Origin of the sequence: Micromonospora echinospora (assembly GCF_014203425.1) — a bacterium.
GTDB classification, from domain to species: domain Bacteria; phylum Actinomycetota; class Actinomycetes; order Mycobacteriales; family Micromonosporaceae; genus Micromonospora; species Micromonospora echinospora_A.
In genome coordinates, this window is the sequence record NZ_JACHJC010000001.1 from 4,372,853 (window position 1) to 4,384,907 (window position 12,055).

General features: G+C 72.2%; 8 protein-coding genes and 1 riboswitch. Of the genes, 5 read left to right on the forward strand and 3 right to left on the reverse strand.

Annotation, left to right across the window (positions count from 1 at the left end; translation table 11 throughout):
- The first annotated feature begins 215 nt into the window (after window positions 1-215).
- Window positions 216-2,534 carry a transglycosylase domain-containing protein gene (locus FHU28_RS20385; protein ID WP_184686116.1) on the forward strand — a complete coding sequence of 773 codons (2,319 nt, stop codon included), beginning with the start codon at window positions 216-218 and terminating at the stop codon, window positions 2,532-2,534.
- Between the two features lie 451 nt (window positions 2,535-2,985).
- Window positions 2,986-5,049: a M4 family metallopeptidase gene (locus tag FHU28_RS20390; protein ID WP_184686117.1), complete on the forward strand. Its 2,064-nt coding sequence runs from the start codon at window positions 2,986-2,988 to the stop codon at window positions 5,047-5,049.
- A 55-nt stretch (window positions 5,050-5,104) separates the two neighbouring features.
- Here FHU28_RS20390 and FHU28_RS20395 read toward each other — a convergent pair whose 3' ends face one another.
- Both FHU28_RS20395 and FHU28_RS20400 read right to left on the reverse strand, forming a co-directional pair.
- Entirely contained in the window at window positions 5,105-5,554 is a 450-nt protein-coding gene (locus tag FHU28_RS20395; protein ID WP_184686118.1) for a YbaB/EbfC family nucleoid-associated protein, read from the reverse strand.
- 184 nt (window positions 5,555-5,738) lie between these two features.
- Window positions 5,739-6,404, reverse strand: a complete 666-nt coding sequence (locus FHU28_RS20400) for a LysM peptidoglycan-binding domain-containing protein (RefSeq protein ID WP_184686119.1) — start codon at window positions 6,402-6,404, stop codon at window positions 5,739-5,741.
- Window positions 6,403-6,561: riboswitch (cyclic di-AMP (ydaO/yuaA leader) on the reverse strand. Its footprint overlaps the gene before it by 2 nt.
- A gap of 158 nt (window positions 6,562-6,719) precedes the next feature.
- Between FHU28_RS20400 and FHU28_RS20405 the strand changes: the two genes are divergently transcribed.
- From FHU28_RS20405 to FHU28_RS20415, 3 genes are read left to right on the forward strand one after another with little or no spacing between them, the layout of a single operon-like run.
- Window positions 6,720-8,282 (forward strand): LLM class flavin-dependent oxidoreductase, encoded by a 1,563-nt coding sequence (locus FHU28_RS20405; protein WP_184686120.1) that lies wholly within the window; start codon window positions 6,720-6,722, stop codon window positions 8,280-8,282.
- A gap of 46 nt (window positions 8,283-8,328) precedes the next feature.
- The gene (locus tag FHU28_RS20410; RefSeq protein ID WP_184686121.1) at window positions 8,329-8,805 is read left to right on the forward strand and encodes a winged helix-turn-helix transcriptional regulator; all 477 of its coding nucleotides are present in this window, start codon (window positions 8,329-8,331) and stop codon (window positions 8,803-8,805) included.
- A gap of 32 nt (window positions 8,806-8,837) precedes the next feature.
- Complete coding sequence (locus tag FHU28_RS20415) at window positions 8,838-9,548, forward strand: SDR family oxidoreductase (protein WP_184686122.1); 711 nt, start codon at window positions 8,838-8,840, stop codon at window positions 9,546-9,548.
- Window positions 9,549-10,158: 610 nt separating this feature from the next.
- Here FHU28_RS20415 and htpG read toward each other — a convergent pair.
- Window positions 10,159-12,051: a molecular chaperone HtpG gene (gene htpG / locus FHU28_RS20420; protein ID WP_184686123.1), complete on the reverse strand. Its 1,893-nt coding sequence runs from the start codon at window positions 12,049-12,051 to the stop codon at window positions 10,159-10,161.
- Window positions 12,052-12,055 lie beyond the last annotated feature (4 nt).

Here is a 12,055-nt window from a genome sequence, read left to right on the forward strand (position 1 = left end):
CGGTTGACCCGGGCCGGGGCGGCCGCTCAGCCGCCCCGGCTCCGGCTCGCCGACTGCCGGCAGCCGGTCCACGCCCGCCGCCGGTCAGCGGTGGGAGTCGCGGGCCGCGGACGCCGGTTCCCGCCACACCGGCCGACGTCGTCGGCCGGTGCCGTCGCCGCGGCTCGGTTAGCCTGCGAGCCGGGCACGACTTCGCCGAGCAGCCGGAGGTAACGGTGCGAGGAACGGGAGAGACCCGGGGACCGGCCGGCGCCACCGCCGCGAGCCCGAAGCGCAAGCGGCGGCGTCTGGCGGTCGTCCTCGCGGTCTGCGTGCTGCTGGCCGGGTGCGGGCTGGTCGCTGGCGGCTACTACTTCGACAGCGTGCCCACGCCCAGCGACCTGAAGCTGCCCGAGTCGACAACCGTCTACTACGCCGACGGGCGCACGCCGATGGCGAAGCTGGGCGCGCAGAACCGCACCATCGTGCCGTACGACCAGATGAACGACTCGGCCAAGCAGGCGATCGTGGCGGCCGAGGACCGGACGTTCTGGACCAACCGCGGCATCGACTTCAAGGGCGTGCTGCGCGCCGCCTGGGCCAACGTGAGCGGCGGCCAGCGGCAGGGCGCGTCAACGCTCACCCAGCAGTACGCGCGCATCGCCGCCGACCTGCGCGGGGTCACCTACTCCCGCAAGCTGCGCGAGGCGGTGATCGCCTGGAAGCTCGACGACGCGTACTCCAAGGAGGAGATCCTCGGCTTCTACCTGAACACCGTGCCGTTCGGCCGGGGCGCGTACGGGATCGAGGCGGCCGCGCAGACGTACTTCGGCAAGACGGTGCGCCGGGACGCGCCGCCCGAGCGGCAGCTCACCCAGGCCGAGGCGATGGTGCTCTGCGCCATGGTGAAGCAGCCGGAGGCGGATCCGGCCGACCCCGAGGGCACGCCCGGCTACGACCCGCGCCGCAACGCGCTTGCCAGACAGAACTCGATCGACCGCTGGAACTACATCCGCGACGGCATGGTCAAGCTCGGCTATCTGACGTCGCAGCAGGCGGCGGACCTCGCGTACCCGGACACGGTCCGCCCGATCGACAAGGACGCGGGCCGGTCCGACCTGGACCGGCCGACCGGCCTGGTGGTCAACCACGTGCTGGCCGAGCTGCGCGGGACCGAGCCGTTCCGCGGCAAGCCGGACGAGGTGATCCGCGACGGCGGCTACCGCATCGTCACCACCATCGACAGGCGCGTGCAGGACGCGGCCGAGGCGGCGGCGGACATCCGCCGGGACACCGCCCCGCGAGCGGTGCGCGGGCAACCGCGGAACTGGCAGGCGGCGCTGGTGGCGGTGGAGCCGGGCACCGGCCGGGTGCTCGGCTACTACGGCGGCGACAAGGGCTCGGGAGCTGACTACGCGGGCTGGTACTCCGACGAGGACGGCCAGGCCCGCGGCTTCGGCCAGCATCCGCCGGGGTCGTCGTTCAAGGTGTACGACCTGGCCGCCGCCGTACGCGACGGGATCTCGGTGAAGGAGCGGTTCGACTCGCCGGACACCAAGGAGTTCCCCGCCTCGGGGCGCACGAAGGGCAGCGCGGCCGGGCCGATCCGCAACGCCGAGCGTGCGCCCTGCCAGCCGGACTGCGCGCTCTGGGAGGCCACTGTCGCCTCGCTCAACGTCACCTATTTCGAGCTGACCGAGCGGCTCGGCACCGACAAGGTGATCGAGATGGCCCGGCAGGCGGGCGTGGAGTCGATGTGGGAGACGGTCCGGGGCAACCCCCGGCCGCAGCGCGTCGACCTGCGCAGCGACCCCGCCGACGAGGTGGCGGAGCGGTTCTCCACCGAGGTCGGCATCGGGCAGTACGGGATCACCGTGCAGGACCATGCGAACGGGATGGCCACGTTCGCGGCCGGCGGCAAGCGGGCCGACGCGCACTTCGTCCGGTCGGTGAGCAAGGACGACGAGGAGGTGTGGACCGAGCAACTGCGCACCACGGACCTGGGGCTGGACCGGGAGGCGATCGACCAGCTGAACTGGACGCTGCGCCGGGTCCGGGCGGCCAAGCTGGACAACGGCTGGGACTCCGCCGGCAAGACCGGCACCTGGCAGGCCGGGCAGAGCACCACCCAGAACGTGCACACCTGGATGGTGGGCTGGACCGGCGCGCTGGCCTCGGCGGTGTGGCTGGGCACCACCAACGGCAAACCGCTGCGGACGAGCGGCGGCAGCTACGAGGTGTACGGCTCCACGGGCGCCGCGCCGATCTGGCGGCAGTTCATGACCAAGGCCACCGAGGCGATGAAGCTCGACCCGGACAAGTACCGCTTCGGTGAGCCGAAGTTTCCCGGCGACGCCCCGGAGCCGACCGGGTCGGTGCCGCCGCCGTCCACCGCCGCTCCCACGCCGTCCGGCTCCCCGAGCCCGAGCCCGACCCCGTCGAGCCCCAGCCCGAGCCCGGAGCCGACCGGTCGGCCGACGTCGCGGCCCACGCTGACGCCCTCGCTGCCGCCGCCGCCCACCGTCGCGCCGACGCGGACCCGCGGCCCGCGCTGACGCGGCCGGGCGCCCGGCCCTGGTCGGCGGTGGGTCCGCGCGGCGGTGGCCGGCTCGGGGCGGTGGCCGGCTCGGGGCGGTGGCGGCCTCGCGCCTATGTGCGCCATTCGCGCACATAGGCAACGCCCGCAATTTGCACGGGACTCCATCCACGGTCGGCGATGTTCGCCCTGATCAGGCCCTATTGAAGATCATGGTTGCCTGAAACGACGCGCACGGCGACGCGCCCGACTGTCAGTCGTTGCCCAGGTCACCCATTGCTCCCGGCTCGCGCGGCGTGTGATTGTGCACCAGCGAGCCGCCGACCCCCGGTGACTCGCGACGGTCGATCTGTCGACCCGGAGCCACGCCGGCAGCTCCGGTGACCGGCCGTCACCCTGCCTCGCACCACCGCGCCGCCCGTCCCCACCGGGCTCCGTGCGGCGCGCCTGTAGAACAGGAGCAAACCCCCGTGAAACTCTCACCTCGCCTCGCCGCGCTCACCGGCGCGGCTGCGGCCGGCGTGATCGCCGCCGGCACCGCCGCAGCCGTGCAGGCCGCGCCACCCGGGCCCGCCGCCCCCAACCCGGCCCAGGCCCGCGCGGCCGCCGCCGACTCGACTCGCGCGCTGGTCGCGAACCGCCCCGCCTACCTGCAGGCCGGCGCCGACGACGCGTTCGTCCAGAAGCCGGTCATCTCCTCCGAGGGCACCCAGTACGTGCCGTACGAGCGCACCTACAAGGGCCTGCCTGTGGTCGGCGGCGACTTCGTGCTGGCCACCGACTCAGCCGGCAACCTCAAGTACGCCTCGGTCGCGCAGCAGCGGCCGATCGGCGCCCTCGCCACCACGCCCGCGCTGACCCCGGCCGCCGCCGCGACCACGGCGCGCGCCCAGTTCAAGACGGTCAGCGCGGTCGAGGGCACCACGCTCGTGGTCTACACGCTCGGCGCCGCACCGGCGCTGGCCTGGGAGACCACGGTGCGCGGCACCAGCGCGGACGGCCCCAGCCGGCTCACCGTCGACGTCGACGCCCGTACCGGCGCGGTCCTGCGCAAGCAGGAGCACGTGGTACGCGGCACCGGCACCGGTGCCTGGAACGGGCCCAGCCCGCTCACGCTCAACACCACCCAGTCGGGCTCCACGTACACCATGAAGGACCCGACCGTCACCAACCTGAGCTGCCAGGACTCGGCGAACAACACCACGTTCAGCGGCTCCGACGACGTGTGGGGCAACGGCACCGCCACCAACAAGGAGACCGGCTGCGTCGACGCGCTGTTCTCCGCGCAGACCGAGCACAAGATGCTCGCCCAGTGGCTGGGCCGCAATGGTGCCAACGGCAACGGTGGCTACTGGCCGATCCGGGTGGGCCTCAACGACCAGAACGCCTACTACGACGGCAGCCAGGTGCAGATCGGCAAGAACACCGCCGGCCAGTGGATCGGCTCGCTGGACGTGGTGGCGCACGAGATCGGCCACGGCATCGACGACAACACCCCCGGCGGCATCTCCGGCGGCGGCACCCAGGAGTTCGTGGCGGACACGTTCGGCGCGGCCACCGAGTGGTTCGCCAACGAGCCGTCCAGCTACGACGCGCCGGACTTCCTGGTCGGCGAGAAGATCAACCTGGTCGGCTCCGGCCCGATCCGCAACATGTACAACCCGTCGGCGCTCGGCGACCCGAACTGCTACTCCAGCAGCATCCCGTCGACCGAGGTGCACGCCGCGGCCGGGCCGGGCAACCACTGGTTCTACCTGCTGGCGAACGGCAGCAGCCCGACCAACGGGCAGCCGTCCAGTTCGACCTGCAACAGCAGCAGCGTGACCGGTCTGGGCATCCAGAAGGCCATCAAGATCATGTACAACGCCATGCTGCTGAAGACCTCGTCCTCGTCCTACCTGAAGTACCGCGTCTGGACGTTGCAGGCGGCGAAGAACCTCTACCCGAGCAGCTGCGCCGAGTTCAATGCGGTCAAGGCGGCCTGGGCGGCGGTCAGCGTACCGGCCCAGTCGGGTGAGCCGACCTGCGCCGGCGGCACCCCGACGCCCACGCCGACGGCCACCACCACCCCGCCGTCGGGCGGCTGCTCCGGCAACAAGCTCGCCAACCCCGGCTTCGAGTCGGGCAACGTGAGCTGGACCGCCTCGTCCGGCGTCATCACCACCGACAGCGGCCAGGCGGCACACGGCGGCTCGTACAAGGCGTGGCTGAACGGGTACGGCTCGTCGCACACCGACACGTTGAGCCAGTCGGTGACGATCCCGGCCGGCTGCCGGGCGACACTGAGCTTCTGGCTGCACATCGACAGCGCGGAGACGACCACGAGCACCGCGTACGACAAGCTCACCGTCAAGGCCGGCAGCACCACGCTGGCCACCTACTCCAACCTGAACAAGGCCACCGGCTACGTGCAGCGGTCCTTCGACGTCTCGTCGCTGGCCGGCACCACGGCGACCATCTCGTTCAGCGGCGTGGAGGACAGCTCTCTGCAGACGTCCTTCGTCGTCGACGACACCGCGGTCACCCTGAGCTGACCGTGGCGTAGCGCGGCCGGTCGTCGTCCTCCCGGCGGCCGGCCGCCTCGTCGTCTCAGGCCGGGCGCCCGGCCCGGGACGAGGTGCCGCGGTCGCGGTGGATCCGGGCGGCCGCCTCGTGCATCGCGCGGCCGAACAGCTCGGCCTGGTCGCCCATGCTGCCGAGCCGGGCGGCGAGCGCGTCGGCGTCGGCTCGCGCCGACGCGCTGACCTGGGCGTCCAGCTCGGACAGCGCGGCGTTGGCGGCGGCGACGAGGTGTCCGCTGAGGACGTCGAGGGGCTCGCCGGCCAGCTCCGGGTCGATCGTCACGGAATCCAGCCGGCCACCCTGGACGGCGACCGCGCGGACCCGCCCACCGGCCGCAGTGCCCTCGGCGCGCAGCAGGTCGGCCGGTTCGCCGTCGGCGTGCACCGAGGCCCGGGAGCGCATCGAGGTGAGCGCCTGCTGCGTGCGGGTCAGCAGCTCGTCGAGGCTCGCGGCCGCCGAGAACGGGTCGTTGGTCATATCCGCGCTTTCTTCACGTCTTAGCCGATCATCGTGACCCTAACAACCGGCTCCGACGAATCGCGGTCACCGGCCGTCGCGGGCCGCGTCCCGGCGCCGGGAGCAGGCCGGACACCGGCGACACGGCGTGTCGCGGACGGCCGGAAGCCCGGCCGGGACGAACCGGCCGGGCGTCCGGATCAGGTCAGCGCAGGCGCAGCCGCTGACCGGGGAAGATCAGGTCGGGGTCGTCGCCGACCACTGCCCGGTTGCGCTCGTGCAGGGCACGCCAGCCGCCGCCGACGCGCTGCGCCACGGCGATCTCCGACAGCGTGTCCCCGCGCCGGACCACGTACGTCCCGACGCCGGACGACGGCCGTGGCGCCGCCTTCGTCGCGGCCCGTTCCGCCGCGGCCCTGCGCGTGGCGGTCTTCTTCGGGGCGGCCTTCTTCGAGGTGGTCTTCTTCGGGTTCGCCTTCTTCGGGGTGGCCCGCTCGGACCGGGTCGCGGCGGCGCTCGCCGAGCCGCCCTTCCTGCCGCAGACCGGCCACGCGCCGATGCCCTGCCCGCGCAGCACCTTCTCGGCGACGGCGATCTGCTCGGACCGGCTGGCCAGGTCGGCCCGGGCGGCGTACTTCTGCCCGCCGTAGCCGTTCCAGGTGGCGCGGGAGAACTGGAGCCCGCCGTAGTACCCGTTGCCGGTGTTGATCTTCCAGTTGCCGCCTGATTCGCAGCGCGCGACCGCGTCCCAGTTGACGCCGGCGCTGGCCGGAGCGGCCGGGCCGAACAGGGTCGCGGCGCCGACGGCGGCGCCGGCCAGTACCGCTCCGAGAGCGGTGCGGCGGCCTCGGGCTGAGTATTCAGTTGCCATGTGGATTCCTCCACGCCGACGAGGTGAGCTGTCGGGTTCGGGCCGAGGAGCCCGGCCGCCGGTGGCGGCTTCACCCCGAGGTGACGAGGCACCGTGGTACGTGTGGTTCCCCCGCTCCCGCACGACGTCCGGTAACCGCAGCCGGCGGCGGGACTAGGCGTTTCCGGCCCACGGTGTCCACGAATGCGAACGGAACCGACGCTATGGACGGTTTATGACGATCGCCCACTTCTTGTGACCCTGTTCACCCGGCCGGGCTACCACCTGTGGAGCTACGGTGGCAGGGCTGAGCAAGATCACGGGAGGGCGGGACGGATGACCGATCGCGGACACGAGCTGACCTTCGGCAGCTTCATCACCCCCGCCGCCGGGCAGCCCGACCAGGTGGTGGCGCTGGCCACGCTCTGCGAACAGGTCGGGCTGGACCTTGTCACGTTCCAGGACCACCCGTACCAGCCGGGCTTCCTGGACACCTGGACGCTGATGTCCTACGTGGCCGCCGCCACCGAGCGCATCCGCCTGGCCGGCAACGTGCTCAACCTGCCGCTGCGCCAGCCGGTGGTGCTGGCCCGCAGCGTGGCCAGCCTGGACCTGCTCACCGGCGGACGAGTCGAGCTGGGACTCGGCGCGGGCGCGTTCTGGGACGCGATCGAGGCGACGGGCGGGCGGCGCCTGTCCCCCGGCGCGGCGGTCGAGGCCCTGGACGAGGCGATCCGGGTGATCCGCGAGGTGTGGGACACCGACCGGCGCGGCATGATCCGGGTCGACGGCGAGCACTACCGGGTGGTCGGCGCCAAGCGCGGCCCGGCGCCCGCGCATCAGGTGGGCATCTGGGTCGGCGCGTACAAGCCGCGCATGCTCCGTCTGGTCGGCCGCGCCGCCGACGGCTGGCTGCCCTCCCTGTCCTACCTGCCCAAGGGACCGGACGAGCTGCCCGCCCTGAACGCGCTCGTCGACGAGGGCGCTCAGGCCGCCGGGCGCGACCCGGCCGAGATCCGCCGCATGCTCAACGTGAACGGCACGTTCGCCCGCTCGTCGGCCGGCTTCCTGGCCGGTCCGCCGGAGCAGTGGGTGGAGGAGTTGGCCGGGCTCACGCTGGAGCACGGCGTCACCACGTTCATCCTCGGCAGCGACGAACCGCGCGCGATCCAGATCTTCGCCCAGGAGGTCGCGCCCGCGGTGCGGGAGCTGGTCGCCGCCGAGCGCACCGCGCCGGGCAGCGGCGCCCGCGCGGTCGCCGACGAGACGGCCGCCACCGGCGGCCCGGCCACGCTGGCGGTCACCCCCACCCCAGACCCGGGGGTACGCCTGAGCGCGCGCCGCCCCTGGGACGAGTCGACCCGGCCGACCGCCCCGCCGCCACCGGCCGGACAGGTCTACCCGGCCCGGGGACAGGCCGCCGGGCAGCACCTGGTGGACGTGCACGACCATCTGCGCCAGGAGCTGGCCCAGGTGCGCGACCTGCTGGAACAGGTCAAGCGAGGCACTGTCTCGCCGGGCCGGGCGCGGGCCGCGCTGAACGAGATGACCATGCGGCAGAACAACTGGACGCTCGGGGCGTACTGCGCGGCGTACTGCACCATGGTCACCCAGCACCACGGGCTGGAGGACGCCTCGATCTTCCCGCACCTGCGCCGCTCCGAGGCAGGGCTGGCGGCCGTGCTGGACCGCCTCGAGGAGGAGCACGTGGTGATCCACGGCGTGGTGGAGAGCGTCGACCGGGCGCTCGTGGAGCTGGTCCGGCGGCCCGGCGACTTCACCGAACTCCAGGAGGCGGTGGACCTGCTCACCGACACGCTGCTGTCGCACCTGTCGTACGAGGAGCACCAGATCGTCGAGCCACTGGCCCGGCACGGTTTCTTCCCCGGCCAGCTGTGAGGTAGCTGACTTCTGGTTTCCTAAGTCAGGGGGTACCGTCAACGTCATGACGGACCTCCTGGCGCAGCGTGACTCCTGGTCCACCGCCAACTGCTCGATCGCCCGGGCGCTGGAGGTGGTCGGCAACCGCACCACGCTGCTCCTGCTGCGGGAGGCGTCATTCGGCACCCGCCGCTTCGACGACTTCGCCCGGCGGGTCGGCGTCAGCGAGCCCGTCGCCGCCACCCGGCTCAAGCAGCTCGTCGCCGACGGGCTGCTCGACCGGCGCCCCTACCGCGAGCCCGGGCAGCGCACCCGCGACGAGTACGTGCTCACGGCCAAGGGCAGCGACCTCATCCCGGTGCTCGTCGCGCTGCGGCAGTGGGGCGACACGTACGCCGCCGACGAGGCGGGCCCGGCGGTCCGGGTGGCCCACGACGAGTGCGGCGCTGCCGTGCACGCCCGGCTGCGCTGCGACGCCGGGCACGACGTACCGCCCGGCGAGCTGGCCGTGCTGCCCGGTCCGGGCCTGCTGTCCGCCTGACCTCCCTTCCTCACCACCTCTCGGAGCGAGACATGAAGATCGCTGGAAGCACCGCCCTGGTCACCGGCGCCAACCGTGGCTTCGGCCGGCACCTGGCCGCCGAACTCGTCGCGCGCGGCGCCACCGTCTGGGCCGGCGCGCGCAACCCGGACACCGTGAACCTGCCCGGCGTCACCCCGGTACGCCTCGACATCACCGACCCCGCGTCGGTGGCCGCCGCCGCCGAGCGGGCCGGGGACGTGACGCTGCTGGTCAACAACGCCGGCGTGAGCACCGGCGCCGACCTGCTCGACGGGGATCTCGCGCAGATCCGGCTGGAGCTGGAGACGCACTACCTCGGCACACTGTCGGTGGTACGCGCGTTCGCGCCCCGGATCGCGGCGAACGGCGGCGGGACGATCCTGAACGTCCTGTCCGCGCTGTCCTGGTTCACGTTCCCCGGCATCGGCGCGTACGGCGCGGCCAAGGCCGCCGAATGGTCGATGACGAACGCGCTGCGCCTGGAGCTGGCCGGCCGGGGCGTCCGCGTCGCAGGGCTGCACGTGGGCTACATGGACACCGAGATGGCCTCCGCCGTGCCCGGCCCGAAGTCCGACCCGGCGGAGGTCGCCCGGCTCGCTGTCGACGGCGTCGAGGCCGACAGCTACGAGATCCTGGCCGACGACGTGGCCCGCCGGGTCCAGGCCGGCCTGTCCGGCGGAGTGGCCGCGCTCTACCCCGCGCTATGCCGACCCCCGGCGTGATCCACACCAGCTCGGCGAGGTGGCGGGGTCAGAGCCCGTCGGATGCGCCACTTCGACGCAATAGTGTCGATCAAGCAGCAGCCACGACAACCGCTCGGACACAGCCGATCAGCAGCCGCCGATATGAGCCCGACATCAGCCGGCGCCCGCCTCGCGGCGCTCCGCCACAACCACCCCGACCCACACCATCCATCCGGACCGCCCTTCCGACGCGGGCGGGCGCCGCAGGCCACCCCACCAGGGCACCCACTCACCCAGCGCCCGCCCTGGGCATCCCTCCACCTGGGATCGATCTTCCTCATTCTGGGAAACCCAGCGTGATCGACACCAGCTCGCCGGGGTGGCGGGGTCAGAGCGCGTCCGACACCACCACCTCGGCGAGCTGGTGTGGATCAAGCAGCGGCCAGCCGCTCGCACGAGCGCGCCGAAGGACTGACCCGACAACCGTCCGACCATCGACTTCCCGAACGTGATCGACACCAGCTCGCCGAGGTGGCGGTAGCGGAGGCATGCCGACACCGCCACCTCGGCGTAATGGAGTCGATCAAGCCAGCCGGCCAGGTCGGGCCGGGCTAGCCGGGCCAGGTCAAGCCAGCCGGGTCGCGTCGGGCTAGAGGCTGCGGGCCAGGCGGTCGGCCAGGATGCGGGTGAACCGGGCCGGGTCGGCCAGTTCGCCGCCCTCGGCCAGCAACGCCATGCCGTACAGCAGCTCGGCGGTCTCGGTCAGCGCGGCGGTGTCGCCGCCCTCGCCGTGCGCCTTGCGCAGGCCGGTGACCAGCGGGTGGGCCGGGTTCAGCTCCAGGATCCGCTTGACCTGGGGCACCTCCTGGCCCATCGCCCGGTACATCTTCTCCAGCGTCGGCGTCATGTCGTGCGCGTCGCCCACCACGCAGGCCGGTGACGTGGTCAGCCGGGTGGACAGGCGCACCTCCTTGACGCTGTCGGCAAGCGCGCCGCCGAGGAACGTGAGCAGGTCGGCGTACTCCTGCCGCTCGGCCTCGGCCTTCTCCTTCTCCTCCTCGGTCTCCAGGTCCACCTGGCCCTTGGCGACCGAGCGCAGCGTCTTCCCGTCGTACGCGCCGACGCGCTCGACCCACACCTCGTCCACCGGGTCGGTGAGGATCAGCACCTCGTAGCCCTTGGCGCGGAACGCCTCCAGGTGCGGCGAGTTCTCGATGGTGGCCCGGTTCTCGCCGGTGGCGTAGTAGATCTCGGTCTGACCGTCGCGCATCCGCTCGACGTACGCGCGCAGCGTGGTCGGCTCGGCCGGGTCGTGGGTGCTGGCGGCGCGGACCAGTTCCAGCAGCGTCTCGGTGTTGTCCGGGTCCTCCAGCAGACCCTCCTTGACCACCGCGCCGAACTCGGTCCAGAACGTGCGGTACGACTCGGCGGGCATGTCCTTGAGCGTGGCGAGGACCTTCTTGACCAGCCGGCGGCGTACCGCGCGGATCTGCCGGTCCTGCTGGAGGATCTCCCGGGAGATGTTCAGCGACAGGTCGTGCGCGTCCACCACGCCCTTGACGAAGCGCAGGTAGTTGGGCATCAGGGCGTCGCAGTCGTCCATGATGAACACGCGCTTGACGTAGAGCTGCACGCCGCGGCGGCCCTGCGGGGAGAACAGGTCGAGCGGGGCGTGCGACGGCACGAACAGCAGCGCCTCGTACTCGAAGGTGCCCTCGCCGCGCATGTGGATGGTTTCGAGCGGGTCGGCCCAGTCGTGCGCGACGTGCCGGTAGAACTCCTTGTACTCGGCCTCGTCGACCTCGTCCCGCGAACGCGCCCAGAGCGCCTTCATCGAGTTGAGCGTCTGCTCCTCGCGGGTGGTCTCGCCGTCCTCGCCGGGCTTGCCGACTGTCATCCGGATCGGCCACGAGATGAAGTCGGAGTAGCGCTTGACGATCTCCCGGATCGTCCACTCGGCCGTGTAGTCGTGCAGGTTGTCCTCGGTGTCGACGGGCTTGAGGTGCAGCGTGACCGAGGTGCCCTGGGGCGCGTCCTCGACCTCCTCGATCGAGTACGTGCCCTCGCCGGTGGACTCCCAGCGGGTGCCGCCGGACTGTCCGGCGCGGCGGGTCAGCAGCGTCACCTTGTCGGCGACCATGAACGTGGCGTAGAAGCCGACGCCGAACTGGCCGATCAGCTCCTGGGAGGCGGCGGCGTCGGAGGACTCGCGCAGCTTGCGCAGCATCTCGGCGGTGCCCGACTTGGCGATGGTGCCGATCAGGCGCACCACCTCGTCGCGGGCCATGCCGATGCCGTTGTCCCGCACGGTGAGCGTACGGGCGTCCTTGTCGGCCTCGATCTCGATGTGCAGGTCGGAGGTGTCGGCCGACAGGTCCTTGTCGACCAGCGACTCCAGCCGCAGCTTGTCCAGCGCGTCGGACGCGTTCGAGATCAGTTCGCGCAGGAAGACGTCCTTGTTCGAGTAGATCGAGTGCACCATCAGCTGCAGCAGCTGACGGGCCTCGGCCTGGAACTCCAACGTCTCGACCCCGTCGCTCACACCG